16 protein-coding genes and 1 tRNA gene are annotated in these 14,079 nt (G+C 70.7%); 10 read left to right on the top strand and 7 right to left on the bottom strand.

All coding sequences use genetic code 11. From position 1 onward, the window contains the following. Window positions 1-3: 3 nt before the first annotated feature. Complete coding sequence (locus tag ACFUN8_RS13435) at window positions 4-543, bottom strand: NUDIX hydrolase (protein ID WP_383635455.1); 540 nt, start codon at window positions 541-543, stop codon at window positions 4-6. Between the two features lie 91 nt (window positions 544-634). On the opposite strand from ACFUN8_RS13435, the gene ACFUN8_RS13430 reads away from it, so the two are divergent. Then, entirely contained in the window at window positions 635-2,290 is a 1,656-nt protein-coding gene (locus ACFUN8_RS13430; protein WP_383635452.1) for an FAD-binding dehydrogenase, read from the top strand. Window positions 2,291-2,348: 58 nt separating this feature from the next. On the opposite strand, the gene ACFUN8_RS13425 is transcribed toward ACFUN8_RS13430, so the two are convergent. After that, the gene (locus tag ACFUN8_RS13425; protein ID WP_383635449.1) at window positions 2,349-2,795 is read right to left on the bottom strand and encodes an ASCH domain-containing protein; all 447 of its coding nucleotides are present in this window, start codon (window positions 2,793-2,795) and stop codon (window positions 2,349-2,351) included. A gap of 146 nt (window positions 2,796-2,941) precedes the next feature. On the opposite strand from ACFUN8_RS13425, the gene ACFUN8_RS13420 reads away from it, so the two are divergent. Beyond that, window positions 2,942-3,607, top strand: a complete 666-nt coding sequence (locus tag ACFUN8_RS13420; protein ID WP_383635609.1) for a molybdopterin-dependent oxidoreductase — start codon at window positions 2,942-2,944, stop codon at window positions 3,605-3,607. Beyond that, window positions 3,549-4,238: a cytochrome b/b6 domain-containing protein gene (locus ACFUN8_RS13415; protein WP_383635446.1), complete on the top strand. Its 690-nt coding sequence runs from the start codon at window positions 3,549-3,551 to the stop codon at window positions 4,236-4,238. The genes ACFUN8_RS13420 and ACFUN8_RS13415 overlap by 59 nt, the downstream gene beginning before the upstream one ends. 63 nt (window positions 4,239-4,301) lie before the next feature. Here the strand turns inward: ACFUN8_RS13415 and ACFUN8_RS13410 are convergent, their stop codons facing one another. Both ACFUN8_RS13410 and ACFUN8_RS13405 read right to left on the bottom strand, forming a co-directional pair. Beyond that, entirely contained in the window at window positions 4,302-5,708 is a 1,407-nt protein-coding gene (locus ACFUN8_RS13410) for a GntP family permease (RefSeq protein WP_383635443.1), read from the bottom strand. Between the two features lie 148 nt (window positions 5,709-5,856). Beyond that, entirely contained in the window at window positions 5,857-6,387 is a 531-nt protein-coding gene (locus ACFUN8_RS13405) for a gluconokinase (RefSeq protein WP_383635441.1), read from the bottom strand. A 131-nt stretch (window positions 6,388-6,518) separates the two neighbouring features. On the opposite strand from ACFUN8_RS13405, the gene ACFUN8_RS13400 reads away from it, so the two are divergent. The 3 genes from ACFUN8_RS13400 (at window position 6,519) to ACFUN8_RS13390 (ending at window position 9,034) form a co-directional block, all read left to right on the top strand. Beyond that, on the top strand, window positions 6,519-7,220 hold the full coding sequence (locus tag ACFUN8_RS13400) for a FadR/GntR family transcriptional regulator (protein ID WP_383635438.1): 702 nt from the start codon (window positions 6,519-6,521) through the stop codon (window positions 7,218-7,220). Window positions 7,221-7,292: 72 nt separating this feature from the next. Beyond that, window positions 7,293-8,378, top strand: coding sequence for an S-(hydroxymethyl)mycothiol dehydrogenase (locus ACFUN8_RS13395; RefSeq protein WP_383635435.1), 1,086 nt, complete (start codon window positions 7,293-7,295; stop codon window positions 8,376-8,378). Next, a complete protein-coding gene (locus ACFUN8_RS13390; protein ID WP_383635432.1) occupies window positions 8,378-9,034 on the top strand; it encodes an MBL fold metallo-hydrolase in 657 nt (218 codons plus the stop codon). The genes ACFUN8_RS13395 and ACFUN8_RS13390 overlap by 1 nt, the downstream gene beginning before the upstream one ends. 42 nt (window positions 9,035-9,076) lie before the next feature. On the opposite strand, the gene ACFUN8_RS13385 is transcribed toward ACFUN8_RS13390, so the two are convergent. Both ACFUN8_RS13385 and ACFUN8_RS13380 read right to left on the bottom strand, forming a co-directional pair. Beyond that, window positions 9,077-9,862: a thioesterase II family protein gene (locus ACFUN8_RS13385; RefSeq protein WP_383635429.1), complete on the bottom strand. Its 786-nt coding sequence runs from the start codon at window positions 9,860-9,862 to the stop codon at window positions 9,077-9,079. 311 nt (window positions 9,863-10,173) lie between these two features. Continuing rightward, window positions 10,174-10,261 (bottom strand) — tRNA-Leu (locus ACFUN8_RS13380). Window positions 10,262-10,400: 139 nt separating this feature from the next. On the opposite strand from ACFUN8_RS13380, the gene ACFUN8_RS13375 reads away from it, so the two are divergent. The 3 genes from ACFUN8_RS13375 (at window position 10,401) to ACFUN8_RS13365 (ending at window position 13,049) form a co-directional block, all read left to right on the top strand. Beyond that, entirely contained in the window at window positions 10,401-11,726 is a 1,326-nt protein-coding gene (locus ACFUN8_RS13375; protein ID WP_382567478.1) for a M20/M25/M40 family metallo-hydrolase, read from the top strand. A gap of 174 nt (window positions 11,727-11,900) precedes the next feature. Beyond that, entirely contained in the window at window positions 11,901-12,134 is a 234-nt protein-coding gene (gene chpH / locus ACFUN8_RS13370; protein WP_382567476.1) for a chaplin ChpH, read from the top strand. A gap of 129 nt (window positions 12,135-12,263) precedes the next feature. Beyond that, entirely contained in the window at window positions 12,264-13,049 is a 786-nt protein-coding gene (locus ACFUN8_RS13365; protein WP_383635425.1) for a chaplin, read from the top strand. An 81-nt stretch (window positions 13,050-13,130) separates the two neighbouring features. On the opposite strand, the gene ACFUN8_RS13360 is transcribed toward ACFUN8_RS13365, so the two are convergent. Further along, a complete protein-coding gene (locus tag ACFUN8_RS13360; protein ID WP_023542774.1) occupies window positions 13,131-13,319 on the bottom strand; it encodes a DUF5703 family protein in 189 nt (62 codons plus the stop codon). A 47-nt stretch (window positions 13,320-13,366) separates the two neighbouring features. Here ACFUN8_RS13360 and ACFUN8_RS13355 point away from each other — a divergent pair, with 47 nt between their 5' ends. Continuing rightward, complete coding sequence (locus ACFUN8_RS13355) at window positions 13,367-14,023, top strand: hypothetical protein (RefSeq protein ID WP_383635422.1); 657 nt, start codon at window positions 13,367-13,369, stop codon at window positions 14,021-14,023. Window positions 14,024-14,079 lie beyond the last annotated feature (56 nt).

The following is a 14,079-nucleotide window of genomic DNA, read 5'->3' as shown; positions in this document are numbered from 1 at the left end:
ACCCTACGCACCCCGCGCGCGGGCCGCCTTCAGCCGCTCGTACGCCGCCAGACCGTCCGGCGTCCACAGCCACCCGCCGTCGGCGGCGCTCCGCGCCACCCGTCGGTCCAACTCCTCCTCGTCGAGGAAGGTGTGCCAGTCGATCTCCTCCACCTGCGGGGAGACCGGCAGTGCGCAGCGGACCTCGTAGACCCGCGACCACCAGCCCTGGCCGTCGCCCTCGGGCTCGTACAGGAACGAGAACAGCGGTACGGGGCGAGGAAGGCCCGAGACACCCAGTTCCTCCTCGGCCTCGCGCAGCGCCGCGTCGTCGTACGTCTCGCCCGCGCCGACCACCCCGCCCACGAACATGTCGTAGCGGGACGGGAAGACGAGCTTGGTCGCGGTCCTGCGGTGGACGAAGACACGGTCGTCGGCGTCGCGCGCCAGGATGAAGGCGCAGCGGTGCCGCAGGCCCTTCTCGTACGCCTCGCCGCGCCGGGCCTGCCGGACGACACGGTCGTTCTCGTCGACGATGTCGAGGATTTCGTCAGCGGCGCTCATGGGGGACAGCCTGGCATGCCGAACAGTTGACTCGTTACCGGCCCGTACGGAAGATCGGACCACCTCAGTCGCCCCGAGAAGGTGGGAACCCATGGCGTACGACGCTGATGTGATCGTGATCGGCGCGGGACTGGCCGGACTGGTCGCCACCGCCGAACTCGTCGACGCCGGGCGGTCGGTCATCCTGCTCGACCAGGAGCCCGAGGGGTCCATCGGCGGCCAGGCGCACTGGTCCTTCGGCGGGCTGTTCCTCGTGGACTCGCCCGAGCAGCGCCGGCTGCGCGTCAAGGACAGCCGCGACCTCGCGCTCCAGGACTGGCTCGGCACGGCCGGCTTCGACCGCGAGGAGGACCACTGGCCGCGCAAGTGGGCGGAGGCGTACGTGGACTTCGCCGCCGGGGAGAAGCGGTCCTGGCTGCGCGAGCGCGGTGTGCGGTTCTTCCCGGTCGTCGGCTGGGCCGAGCGCGGCGGCTACGGCGCGCGCGGGCACGGCAACTCGGTGCCGCGCTTCCACATCACCTGGGGGACCGGCCCCGGCGTCGTCGAGCCGTTCGAACGCAAGGTGCGCGAAGGAGTCGCCAAGGGGCTCGTGACGTTCCGCTTCCGCCACCGGGTCACCGGACTCGGCGCCACGGCCGGCGCCGTCGACACCGTGACCGGCGAGGTGCTGGAGCCGAGCGACGCCGAACGCGGCACGGCCAGCAGCCGCGTCACGGCGGGCGAGTTCCAACTCAGGGCGCAGGCCGTGATCGTGACGTCCGGCGGTATCGGCGGCAATCACGACCTCGTACGTGCCCAGTGGCCCGAACGCCTCGGCACCCCGCCCGCGAAGATGCTCTCCGGCGTGCCCGCGCATGTCGACGGTCTGATGCTCGGCATCACCGAGCGCTCCGGCGCCCACCACATCAACCAGGACCGGATGTGGCACTACACGGAGGGCATCGAGAACTGGAACCCGATCTGGGCCAGGCACGGCATCCGGATCCTGCCGGGGCCCTCGTCGCTGTGGCTCGACGCGCGCGGCCGGCGGCTGCCGGTACCGCTGTTCCCCGGCTTCGACACCCTCGGCACGCTGGACCACATCATGCACTCGGGCCACGACTACACCTGGTTCGTCCTCAACCAGCGCGTCATCGGCAAGGAGTTCGCGCTCTCGGGCTCCGAGCAGAACCCCGACCTGACGGGCAAGTCTGTCCGCGACGTGATCAACCGGGCGCGGCTGGACGTGCCGGGACCCGTGAAGGCGTTCATGGACAACGGCGCGGACTTCGTCGTGGAGAAGGACCTGGCGTCGCTCGTGCGCGGCATGAACGCGCTCACCGAGAAGCCGCTGATCGACGAGGCCGAGCTGCGCCGGGAGATCACCGCCCGCGACCGGGAGGTCGCGAACCCGTTCACCAAGGACCTCCAGATGACGGCCGTGCGCGGGGCGCGCGCCTATCTGGGCGACAAGCTGATCCGTACGGTGGCGCCGCACCGCATCCTCGACCCCAAGGCCGGTCCGCTGATCGCCGTACGGCTGCGCATCCTGACCCGCAAGTCGCTCGGCGGGCTGGAGACCGACCTGTCGTCACGCGTGCTGCGGGAGGGCGGCACACCGCTGGCGGGGGTGTACGCGGCGGGGGAGGCGGCCGGCTTCGGCGGCGGTGGGATGCACGGATACCGCTCGCTGGAGGGAACGTTCCTCGGCGGCTGCGTCTTCTCCGGGCGCGCGGCCGGGCGGGCCGCCGCGGAGGCGGTGGGCTGAGGCCGTCGGCCGAGAGGGGCTGAGGCGGTCGGCCGAGGCGGTCGGCCGAGCGCCGGCGCTACCGGCGCTCCACGACGCGGAAGCGTTCCGCCACCACCAGCGTCCCGTCGTGCACCGTGAACGACGGGTCGCCCAGCGCCTCGCGCATCTCGTCGCTGTGCCAGAACGCCTCGTGGCCCGCGCGCCAGGCCGCCACCGACCCGTATCCCTCGCCCTCGTCGAGCGCGTGCTGGAGATCGACCTGCCCCAGCGGCAGCACCCGTACCTCCGTCAGCTCGACGACGGCGATCTCACGGCCGTCCGAGTCGATCAGCGCCGAACGCTCGCCGACCGGAGGCAGCTCCTCCTTCTCCGCCTCGTACTCGGCGAGCAGGCCCGTGGTCGAGACCTTCTCCCCGGACAGGACGGCGGCGACGAGCTGATCGCGCAGCGGGCCGGGGAAGGCGAGCAGAAACGGCGGCAGCGCTTCGCGGTCCGCGTGCGGGTGTTCCGGGGGCGTCTCCATGCGCGCCAGTCTGCCGGACCTGACGAAACCATGACGGAAAGCCGGCGCCCCTGGCTTCCGGGCCCCGGTGGTGTTCGAATCAAGAGGTGACCACTCCAGATACCGACCCGGAGGGCACGCCCGTCGGGCGCCGCCTGGTGCTCTCCATGCTCGGCCTCGGCGCCGCGGGCGTCGTCACGGCGCCCTATCTGCAGCGCGGCCTCGAATCCTTCCTGGGCGCGGTGTCCGACAGCGACCCGACGGGGCTGACCGGCCTGCTGCCCAACGGGGGCGGGTTCCGCTACTACTCGGTGGCCACCTCCGTACCCCGCAAGGGCCCCGAGAACTACCGGCTGAAGGTGGACGGGCTGGTCGACCGGCCCACCACGTACACGCTCGACAGTCTGCGGAAGCTCCCGCAGACCCGCATGGTCCGTGACGTCCAGTGCGTCACCGGCTGGCGGGTGACGGAAACACCGTTCGAGGGAGTACGGCTGTCCCGGATCCTGGACGCGGCCGGGGTACGGCCCGACGCCAAGGCCGTACGGTTCACCTGCTTCGACGGCACGTACAGCGAGAGCCTGACCATGGAGCAGGCCAGGCGGCCCGACGTACTGGTGGCGCTGAAGATGCAGGACAAGCCGGTCGAGCACTCGCACGGCGGTCCGGTACGGCTCTACGTGGCGCCCATGTACTTCTACAAATCGGCGAAATGGCTCTCCGGGATCTCCGTCACCTCCGACGTCCGCCCCGGCTACTGGGAGGAGCGCGGCTATGACGTCGACGCCTGGGTCGGGCGGTCCAACGGCCGCACCGACACCCCGACCGTCTGACCGGCCCCCGGACTCGACGGACCCGGCGCGTCCCCGGCTGCGGCGGCGGTTCAGCCGCGCCGAGCGGCTGGTCCACCGCGCGACCGGCGCCCTCATGCTGGTGTGCGTGGCGACGGCGGCCTGCCTGTACGTACCCCAGCTCGCCGAACTCGTCGGCCGCCGCTATCTGGTGGTCACCCTGCACGAGTGGTCGGGGCTGCTGCTGCCCGCGCCGTTCCTCGTGGGGCTCGCGTCCCCGTCGTTCCGCGCCGATCTGCGGCGGCTGAACCACTTCGCGCCGCACGACAAGGAGTGGCTGCGGGCGGTACGGCGCCGCGACTTCCGGCCGGAATCGCGCCCGGCGGGCAAGTTCAACGCCGGGCAGAAGCTGTACGGCGGCTGGATCGCCGGAGCCGTACTGGTCATGCTCGCGACGGGCCTGATGATGTGGTTCACCGGACTGACACCCCTGGTGTGGCGGACGAGCGCCACGTTCGTGCACGACTGGCTGTCGCTGGCCGTGGGGCTCGTGCTGGTCGGGCACATCGGGATGGCGTTCGCCGACCCGGAGGCACGGCGCGGGATGCGGACCGGATCGGTGGAACGGCCGTGGGCGGAGCGGGAGCACTCGCTGTGGAAGGACGAGGAGTGACCCGCCCCGCCCGGGCGGGGGACGACGCTTGAGGACCGTGCCGGACGCTGCTTCGGGACCGCGCTAGACGATCAGCGAGAGCAGCATCACAAAGCCGAGACCGACGACGGAGATGATCGTCTCCATCACCGACCAGGTCTTGATCGTCTGGCCGACGTCCATCCCGAAGTACTCCTTCACCAGCCAGAATCCCGCGTCGTTGACATGGCTGAAGAAGAGCGAACCGGCGCCGATCGCCAGCACCAGCAGCGCGGCGTGCGACGTCGACATGTCGGCGGCCAGCGGCGCCGCGAGACCGGCGGCGGAGATCGTCGCGACGGTCGCCGAACCGGTCGCCAGCCGGATCGCCACCGCGATCAGCCAGCCAAGCAGCAGCGCGGGGATCGACCAGTCCTCGGAGAATTCGAGGATCATCTGGCCGACGCCGGCGTCGATCAGGGTCTGCTTGAAACCGCCGCCCGCGGCGACGATCAGCAGCACGCCCGCGATGGGCCCGAAGGACTTCTCGACGGTCGAGGCGAGCCGGTCCTTGGTGAAGCCGGCGGCGCGCCCGAGGGTGAACATGCCGACGACGACGGCGGCGAGCAGCGCGATCAGCGGGGAGCCGACGACATCGGCGACCTTCTGGACCTGGTCGTCCGGATCGTCCACGACGATGTCGACCAGTGCCTTGACCAGCATCAAGACGACGGGCAGCAGGACCGTCGCGACGGTGGCGCCGAAGCTCGGACGCTTGTCGGTGTCGTCCGACGGACGCTTCTCCAGCGTCTGGAGCATCCGCTCGGGCGGCTGGATGTCCACCCAGCGCGCGGCGTAGCGGGAGAACAGCGGACCGGCGATGATCACCGTCGGTACGGAGACGACCAGGCCCAGCGCCAGCGTGACACCGAGGTCGGCGCCGATGGCGTCGATCGCGACGAGCGGGCCGGGATGCGGCGGTATCAGCCCGTGCATGACGGAGAGACCGGCCAGCGCCGGGATACCGATCCGCATCAGGGAGAAGTTGCCGCGCTTGGCGACCAGCAGCACCACCGGGATCAGCAGCACGATGCCGACCTCGAAGAACAGCGGCAGCCCGATCACCGAGGCGATGAGGACCATCGCCCAGGGCATGGCGCGCCCGCTCGCCCGGCTGAGGATCGTGTCGACTATCTGGTCGGCGCCGCCCGAGTCCGCGAGCAGCTTGCCGAGTATCGCGCCGAGCGCGATCAGCACGCCGACACTCGCGACGGTGGAGCCGAGACCGGCGGAGAAGCTGGTGATCGTGTCGCCCAGGGACGCGCCGGCGAAGGCGCCGAGTGCCAGCGTGCCGATGGTCAGGGCGAGGAAGGCGTGCAGCTTGAACTTGGTGATGAGCAGGACGATGACGGCAATACCGGCGAGAACGGCGATGCCCAGCTGCGTGTTGCCGGCCGAGGTGATCGGTTCTACGGCGTCCGCTGCCAGCGTCTCGACGCTGAGACTGGTCACGGGGGTTCCTTAGTTCGGGGAGATTCGGGGGTTCGGGGGATCGGGGGATCGGAGAACCGGCCTGTCTGTCAGACGAGTTCAGACGAGTTCAGGTGGGTTCGGGCAAGTCCGCCCGAGTCGGGCCGAGTCCGGCCGTGTTCAGGCGCACTCAGGCGGGTTCGGTCTCGTGGGGACGGTCGAGACGGCGCAGCGCGGCGACGCCCCGTTCGGCGATCTCCTCGGGAGTGCCCGCCACGTCGACGGTGACGCCCGCCTCGTCGTCGCCCAGCGGCTGCAACGTGGCGAACTGCGAATCCAGCAGGGCGGTGGGCATGAAGTGCCCCTTGCGGTCCGCCATCCGCCCCTCGATCAGGGCCCGTTCGCCGGTGAGATGCAGGAAGACGGCGTCGGGCGCCGCCGCCCGCAGCCGGTCCCGGTAGGCGCGCTTGAGCGCCGAGCTGCTGACCACGCCGCCGAGTCCGGCCCGGCCGTGCGCCCAGCGCCCGATCGCGTCGAGCCAGGGCCGGCGGTCGTCGTCGTCCAGCGGGGTGCCCGCGGACATCTTGGCGATGTTCGCCGGGGGGTGGAAGTCGTCGCCCTCGGCGTACGGGACGCCCAGTGCGGCGGCCAGCAGGGGACCGACGGTGGTCTTGCCGGTCCCTGCGACGCCCATCACCACGACGACGTGGGGGGTGCTCATCTGATGCCTCGCTGTCTTCACGTGCTCCGCTGCCTCCGCGCTACTGAAACGCATATGTACGACGTATTCAAGGTGTCGTAACCCACACGTCATATTTTTTCTTCGCCGAGCCCGCCCCGTAGGCTTCCGTCATGACCACAGAAGGCCGGGGCCTGCATACCCATGTGCTCGACACCCTCGGCCTCGCCATCACGGGGGGCGAGTACCCCGAGGGCGGCGTCGTGCGCACCGACGAGGTCGCGCGGCGCTTCGACGTCTCACGCACCGTCGTACGCGAAGTGGTCCGCGTCCTCGAATCGATGCACCTCGTCCAGTCCCGGCGCCGCGTCGGGGTGACGGTGCGCCCCGCCCGCGAGTGGAACGTCTACGACCCGCGCGTCATCCGCTGGCGGCTCGCCGGCAACGACCGGCCCCGCCAACTGCGCTCCCTGACCGTGCTGCGCTCCGCGATCGAACCGGTCGCCGCCGGTCTCGCCGCCGTCCACGCCACGCCCGAGCAGTGCGCCGCCCTCACCGAGCAGGCGCTCGGGATGGTCGCCACCTCGCGCGGCCACCAGCTGGAGGGCTATCTGCGCCACGACATCGCCTTCCACCGGGTGGTTCTCGACGCGTCGGGCAACGAGATGTTCGCGCGGCTCGGGGATGTGGTCGCCGAGGTCCTGACGGGCCGTACGCGACACGAGGTGATGTTCCACGACCCGGACCCGGCGGCCGTGACCCTGCATGTACGGGTCGCCGAGGCCGTACGGGAACGGGACGCGGCCCGCGCGGAGGAGCTGACCCGGGAGATCGCCGTCGGCGCCCTCCAGGAACTCGACGTGCTGGCGCCCTGACCTGGGGCCCCGACGGGCGCGGCGCGGTGTCAGACTTGGCCCTTCAGGCTCGATGGAGAGGCAGGTCCTGGCATGTCGCAGCAGGTGCAAGGCGTCGTGGCGCCCGGCAAGAACGAGTCGGTGCGGATCGAGACGATCGTGATCCCCGATCCCGGCCCCGGCGAGGCCGTGGTGAAGATCCAGGCGTGCGGGGTCTGCCACACCGATCTGCACTACAAGCAGGGCGGGATCAGTGACGACTACCCCTTCCTCCTCGGCCACGAGGCGTCGGGCGTGGTGGAGTCGGTCGGCGCCGGAGTCACCGATGTCGCCCCCGGTGACTTCGTCATCCTCAACTGGCGCGCCGTCTGCGGCAGTTGTCGGGCGTGTCTGCGGGGCAGGCCCTGGTACTGCTTCAACACCCACAACGCCACGCAGAAGATGACCCTCACGGACGGGACCGAACTGTCCCCGGCACTGGGCATCGGCGCCTTCGCGGAGAAGACCCTGGTCGCCGCCGGGCAGTGCACGAAGGTCGACCCGTCGGTCGCACCGGCCGTCGCCGGGCTGCTCGGCTGCGGCGTCATGGCGGGCATCGGCGCGGCGATCAACACCGGCAACGTCGGCCGGGGCGACTCCGTCGCCGTCATCGGCTGCGGCGGTGTCGGCGACGCGGCGATCGTCGGCTCCCGTCTCGCGGGCGCGGCCCGGATTATCGCCGTCGACATCGACGACCGCAAGCTGGCCACGGCGAAGACGATGGGCGCCACCCACACCGTCAACTCCCGCACCACCGACGCCATCGGGGCGATCCGCGAACTGACCGGGGGCTTCGGGGCCGATGTCGTCATCGAGGCGGTCGGCCGCCCCGAGACGTACAACCAGGCTTTCTACGCCCGCGACTTGGCCGGCACGGTGGTCCTCGTCGGGGTCCCCACCCCGGAGATGAAGATCGAACTGCCGCTGCTCGACGTCTTCGGACGCGGCGGCTCGCTCAAGTCGTCCTGGTACGGCGACTGTCTGCCGTCCCGCGACTTCCCGATGCTGATCGACCTGCACCAGCAGGGCCGGATCGACCTGGCCGCGTTCGTCACCGAGACCATCGGACTCGGGGACGTCGAGAAGGCGTTCGCCCGGATGCACGAGGGCGACGTCCTGCGCTCGGTCGTGACGCTCTGATGGCCGCCACCGACTCACCCACCGGCCCCACCGCGCGGGTCGACCACCTCGTCACCTCCGGCACGTTCTCGCTCGACGGCGGCACCTGGGACGTCGACAACAACGTCTGGATCGTCGGCGACGACTCCGAGGCGATCGTCATCGACGCGGCCCACGACGCCACGGCCATCGAGACGGCGCTCGGCGGCCGGACACTGCGCGCCATCGTCTGCACCCACGCGCACAACGACCACATCGACGCCGCGCCGGCGCTCGCCGCCGCCACCGGCGCGCCGATCCTGCTGCACCCGGACGACCTGCCGCTGTGGAAGCAGACCCACCCGGACCGGCTCCCGGACGGCGAACTGGCCGACGGCCAGAGCCTGTCGGTGGCCGGCACCACCCTCATGGTGCTGCACACGCCCGGTCACGCGCCCGGCGCGGTCTGTCTGTACGCCCCCGAGCTGGCCACCGTCTTCACGGGGGACACGCTCTTCCAGGGCGGGCCCGGCGCCACCGGGCGGTCCTTCTCGCACTTCCCGACGATCATCGAGTCGATCCGCGAGCGGCTGCTGACGCTGCCGCCCGGGACGGTCGTCCGTACCGGACACGGCGACTCGACCACCGTCGGCGCCGAGGCGCCGCAGCTGGACGACTGGATCCGCGAGGGCGGCTGAGCGGCCTCGCGTGGGCCGCGCCGCGTGGGCCGTGTCGTCGCCTCAGGCGACGCGGTCCCGCGCGGCGTCGGCGGTGGCCCAGCGCCTGATGTGGTGCCTGACCGTGTTGGCCACGGCGGCGGGCTGGTCGTTGAGATAGAAGTGGCCGCCGGGGAACACGTGCATGTCGAAGTCCGACTCCGTGTGATCCGCCCACGGCCGGGCGTCGATGACCGGCACCTGCGGATCGGCGTCGCCCATCAGGGCCACGAGGGGATACGGGATCGACGCCCCCGGCTCGCTGCGGTACGACAGCACGGCCGCGTAGTCGTTGCGCAGGGCCGGCAGGATCATGCGTACGACGTCGTCGTCACCGAGGACCTGTGCGTCCGTGCCGCTCAGCCGACGGACGTTGTCGATTATGTGCTCGTCGGTGAACAGCTGCCGCTTCGCGATGCACCGGCAGGGCGGCGCGCACCGGCCCGAGACGATCAGCCCGAGCACGTTCACGTCCGCGTCGCGCAGCCGCCGCGCGACCTCGAACGCCACGGACGCGCCCATGCTGTGACCGAAGAGGGTCATGGGCCGGTCCGCCCACTCCAGCAGCTCACGCGCCACGGCGTCGGCCAGCTCCGGAATGCTGCTGATGCCCTTCTCGTCGCGCCGGTCCTGCCGGCCCGGATACTGCACGGCCAGCACATCGGTCTCGGGCGCGAGCGCCTTGGTCATCGGCAGATAGAAGGGCGCGGACCCTCCCGCGTGCGGCAGGCACACCAATTGGGTGCGTGCGGCGGGGGCCGGCCGAAAGCGTCGAATCCACGGCTGCGTTTCGCTGGGCGCGAGCGTCATGTTGTTTCCGTCGCCTCATTCCGGGGGCACACGCCGACTGAGAATTGCATCGCAAACGTGCCAGCGCGACCCCTCGGCGGGCAACCCCTAATCTGCTTGATCTCCGCCCTGACCTGGGAGTTCAGCCAGATCTTAGGGGTGGCCCGACCGGCCGCCCATGATCGGTGGCCGGCCCCGGAAATCCAGAATTCGGCAATGATTCACACGCCCGAAACAATCCGCGCCGGCACTCGTGCGCGGTGGTCGGACGGGGATGGGAAACGCGAAATGCCGACCGGGAAAAGGAATCCCGATCGGCACTGTGTCAACGTTGGTGTCCGAGGGGGGACTTGAACCCCCACGCCCGATAAAGGGCACTAGCACCTCAAGCTAGCGCGTCTGCCATTCCGCCACCCGGACAAGGTGTCCGCCGGACGACCAGAGGCCGTTCCGACGTGGAAAACCATAGCAAACATCGGGCACTGCCCGATCCCGCCCCGGTGGGAGGATGGAGCGACCACCGGCAGCGACAGCGGCAACGACAGCGGGAGTGAGCAGCGTGAGCGAGTCGAACACGGGCGGGACGGTCTCGGGCGAGGACGAGGTCGTGGACCTCTGCCGCGACCTGATCCGGATCGACACCAGCAACTACGGGGACCACTCGGGCCCCGGCGAACGGCTGGCCGCCGAGTACGTGGCGGAGAAACTGGCCGAGGTGGGTCTCGAACCGCAGATCTTCGAGTCCCACAAGGGCCGCGCCTCCACCGTCGCCAGGATCGCCGGCGAGGACCCCTCCAGGCCCGCGCTGCTCATCCACGGCCACACCGACGTCGTGCCCGCCAACGCGGACGACTGGACGCACGACCCGTTCGCCGGCGAGATCGCCGACGGCTGCCTCTGGGGGCGCGGCGCGGTCGACATGAAGGACATGGACGCCATGACCCTCGCCGTGGTGCGGGACAGGCTCCGCAGCGGACGCAAGCCCCCGCGGGACATCGTCCTCGCCTTCCTCGCCGACGAGGAGGCCGGCGGTACGTACGGGGCGCGGTATCTCGTGGACAACCACCCCGGGCTCTTCGACGGCGTCACCGAGGCGATCAGCGAGGTCGGCGGCTTCTCCTTCACCGTCAACGAGAACCTGCGGCTGTATCTCGTCGAGACGGCGCAGAAGGGCATGCACTGGATGCGTCTGACCGTGGACGGCACGGCCGGGCACGGCTCGATGACCAACAAGGACAACGCGATCACCGAACTCTGCGAGGCGGTGGCCCGGTTGGGCCGGCACGAATGGCCGGTGCGGATGACCAAGACCGTGCGGTCCTTCCTGGACGAGCTGTCCGACGCGCTCGGTGTCCCGCTCGACCCGGAGGACATGGAAGGCACGCTCGCCACGCTCGGCGGTATCGCGAAGATGATCGGCGCCACCCTGCGCAACTCCGCGGCGCCCACCATGCTCGGCGCGGGCTACAAGGTGAACGTGATCCCCGGCCAGGCGACCGCCCATGTCGACGGCCGCTTCCTGCCCGGCTACGAGGCGGAGTTCCTCGCCGACATCGACCGGATCCTCGGCCCGCGGGTGAAACGCGAGGACGTGCACGGCGACAAGGCCCTGGAGACGAGCTTCGACGGCCGGCTCGTGGACGCCATGCAGACCGCGCTCGTCGCGGAGGACCCGATCGCGCGGGCCGTTCCGTACATGCTCTCGGGCGGCACGGACGCCAAGTCCTTCGACGACCTCGGCATCCGCGGCTTCGGCTTCGCCCCGCTCAAGCTCCCGCCGGAGCTGGACTTCGCCGGGATGTTCCACGGCGTGGACGAGCGGGTGCCGCTGGACGGTCTGAAGTTCGGCGTACGGGTGCTGGACCGCTTCATCGACGCCAGCTGACGTCGGTCGGCGCCGGCCGGAGCCTGCCGGATCCGGGCGGGGCGGTATTCGCCAGCGCGTACGTACTGGACTGAAAAGAGTGAATGCGACCATACGCTCGTAGCCTCATTACTCCCTCCTCGTTACAAGGGTGCGGTCCGAGGTTGGGACCGCGTTTGCCAACAAGGAGGAATAATGATCAAGAAGGTCGTCGCCGCTGCGGCTGCCACCGGCAGTCTCGTGCTCGCGGGCGCGGGCATGGCCGTCGCTGACTCCGGTGCCCAGGGTGCCGCTGTCGGGTCCCCCGGTGTGCTCTCGGGCAATGTCGTCCAGGTGCCCATCCACATTCCGGTGAATGCGTGCGGCAACACGGTCTCCGTGATCGGGCTGCTGAACCCCGCCTTCGGCAACACCTGCGTCAACGCGTGACGTTGCTCAACCCGTAAGGGTCCGAGCACAGCGGCCCCGGAGTGCGCACCATGCGCTCCGGGGCCGCCGGGCTTCACACCCCAGGCGTCGTGCCCGGGGTATCCGGTAGGCAGAAGGCAGGAACAAGCTATGAGACAGGTCACGCGCAAAGGCCTGATCACCGTGGCGGCGGCCGGCGGCGTACTCGCCCTCGGCGGCGGCTACGCCCACGCGGACTCGGGTGCCGACGGAACAGCGGCGAACTCCCCGGGCGCGCTGTCCGGGAACAACGTCCAGGTCCCGGTGCACGTCCCGGTCAACGTCTGCGGCAACACCGTCAACGTCGTCGGAGTACTGAACCCCGCCATGGGCAACAGCTGCGCGAACACGTCCGACGGGGGTCGCGGCCCGCACAACGGGGGCTCCCAGGGCGGCGGCTCCCAGGGCGGCGGCTCGCACGGCGGTGGCTCGCACGGCGGCAAGGACCACGGCGACGGCAAGGGCGACTCGCCCGGCGGTCCCGGAGGCGGCGGCTCGCACGCCGAGGGCGGCGCCGGGAACTCACCCGGTGTGGGCTCAGGCAACCTGATCCAGGTGCCGATCGACGTCCCCGTGAACGTCTGCGGGAACAGCGTCGACATCGTCGGGGCACTCAACCCCACCTTCGGCAACGGCTGCGAGAACGCGGACACCCCCGCGCCGCCGACCGAGGGCGAACCGGAGGTCCCGGTCACCCCGGAGCCCCCGACGGACCGCGCCCTCCCGCCGTCCCCGAACACCCCGGACACACAGGCCGTCGACCCGCCCGCCGCCCCCGAGGGCACCGAGGCGCTGGCCCGGACGGGCTCCGACGGGCTCGGGCTGGTGATCCCGGCCGGTGCGGCCCTGCTGCTCGCGGGCAGCGTCATCTACCGCCGCGCCCGCGCCGCCGCATAGGGGCGCACGCGTACGACACGTGTTCGGCCCGGTACGGCCACGGGGCGGGCCTCCGCAGAGCGGGGACCCGCCCCGTCGCCGTCACCAGGTCGCGCGAACCTGACGGATGATGCGTCTGCGCAGCCGCACTCTGCGGCTGCCGTCCCGATGCAGGCTCAGTCGGTCCATTTCCCAGTGTCCGTACTCTGCGTGGTCGGTCAGCAGGCGGGTCGCGTCGCTGCGGGACACCCCGCGCGGCACATACACGTCGACAAATTCGTATTCCGGCATCGCATCTATTGTGCGGGCAGAGGCCCGGTACGGATAGCGTCTGCTCTATGTCTGATGCTGCGCAGCCCACGGCTGCCGAGGTACGTGCCGCCGCCGAGGCGGTCAAGGTCGCGCTGGACCGTCACCTCGCGGCGGTCGAACGCCGCACGGGGGAGGACGACCCGGCGGTCTCCGAAGCGTTCAACGCCCTCGCCACGGCGGCGGAGGCGTACGACGAGCGGCTCTACGACCTCTACGACGAGGTCACCCCCTTCGAGATCCCCGGCACGGACGACTCCCTGCCGCCGTACACCGGCCCGGAGGAGCCGAACGCGCTCAGCGTGCTCATCCGCCGTGACTACGCGGTGGCGGAGCCCCGGAGACTGCTCGCTCAGGCACAGCGCATCGCCGATGTCGACGGGGACGCCGAGACCGTGGCGGTCGTCGGCGCCAGTGTCCACGCCGCCGTCGGCGTGCTCTTCGGCGAGTACGAACCGGACGAGATCGCGTCCCGGCACAAGGAGTTCGGCCTGGAGGAGGGCGACTCGACCCTCTGGGTGTCGGCCGCCGACGACCTTCCGGAGCCCGGCGAATGGCTCGGCGCCCCCTTCGAACAGGCCGATCCGCAGCAGGTCGTCTGCCGCTTCGACGTCAGCTCGGTCTTCGACGAGGACGATTTCGACGGCGACAGGGATCTCGGCGACCTGGAGGAACAGGACGCCTGACCGGCTCGTACGACCTCGTACGACACCGCCGACGGCCCGCCCGCGAACTCCGTGGG

Source organism: Streptomyces sp. NPDC057307 (genome assembly GCF_042667665.1).
Classification (GTDB): Bacteria; Actinomycetota; Actinomycetes; order Streptomycetales; family Streptomycetaceae; genus Streptomyces.
Note: the sequence above shows the minus strand (reverse complement) of the source record. Positions and strands in the feature narration are given on the sequence as shown.

Coding starts and splice junctions, on each gene's coding strand:
- ACFUN8_RS13435 (WP_383635455.1), bottom strand. CDS start 543: ATGAGCGCCGCTGACGAAATCCTCGACATCGTCGACGAGAACGACCGT.
- ACFUN8_RS13430 (WP_383635452.1), top strand. CDS start 635: ATGGCGTACGACGCTGATGTGATCGTGATCGGCGCGGGACTGGCCGGA.
- ACFUN8_RS13425 (WP_383635449.1), bottom strand. CDS start 2,795: ATGGAGACGCCCCCGGAACACCCGCACGCGGACCGCGAAGCGCTGCCG.
- ACFUN8_RS13420 (WP_383635609.1), top strand. CDS start 2,942: ATGCTCGGCCTCGGCGCCGCGGGCGTCGTCACGGCGCCCTATCTGCAG.
- ACFUN8_RS13415 (WP_383635446.1), top strand. CDS start 3,549: ATGACGTCGACGCCTGGGTCGGGCGGTCCAACGGCCGCACCGACACCC.
- ACFUN8_RS13405 (WP_383635441.1), bottom strand. CDS start 6,387: ATGAGCACCCCCCACGTCGTCGTGGTGATGGGCGTCGCAGGGACCGGC.
- ACFUN8_RS13400 (WP_383635438.1), top strand. CDS start 6,519: ATGACCACAGAAGGCCGGGGCCTGCATACCCATGTGCTCGACACCCTC.
- ACFUN8_RS13395 (WP_383635435.1), top strand. CDS start 7,293: ATGTCGCAGCAGGTGCAAGGCGTCGTGGCGCCCGGCAAGAACGAGTCG.
- ACFUN8_RS13390 (WP_383635432.1), top strand. CDS start 8,378: ATGGCCGCCACCGACTCACCCACCGGCCCCACCGCGCGGGTCGACCAC.
- ACFUN8_RS13385 (WP_383635429.1), bottom strand. CDS start 9,862: ATGACGCTCGCGCCCAGCGAAACGCAGCCGTGGATTCGACGCTTTCGG.
- chpH (WP_382567476.1), top strand. CDS start 11,901: ATGATCAAGAAGGTCGTCGCCGCTGCGGCTGCCACCGGCAGTCTCGTG.
- ACFUN8_RS13365 (WP_383635425.1), top strand. CDS start 12,264: ATGAGACAGGTCACGCGCAAAGGCCTGATCACCGTGGCGGCGGCCGGC.
- ACFUN8_RS13360 (WP_023542774.1), bottom strand. CDS start 13,319: ATGCCGGAATACGAATTTGTCGACGTGTATGTGCCGCGCGGGGTGTCC.
- ACFUN8_RS13355 (WP_383635422.1), top strand. CDS start 13,367: ATGTCTGATGCTGCGCAGCCCACGGCTGCCGAGGTACGTGCCGCCGCC.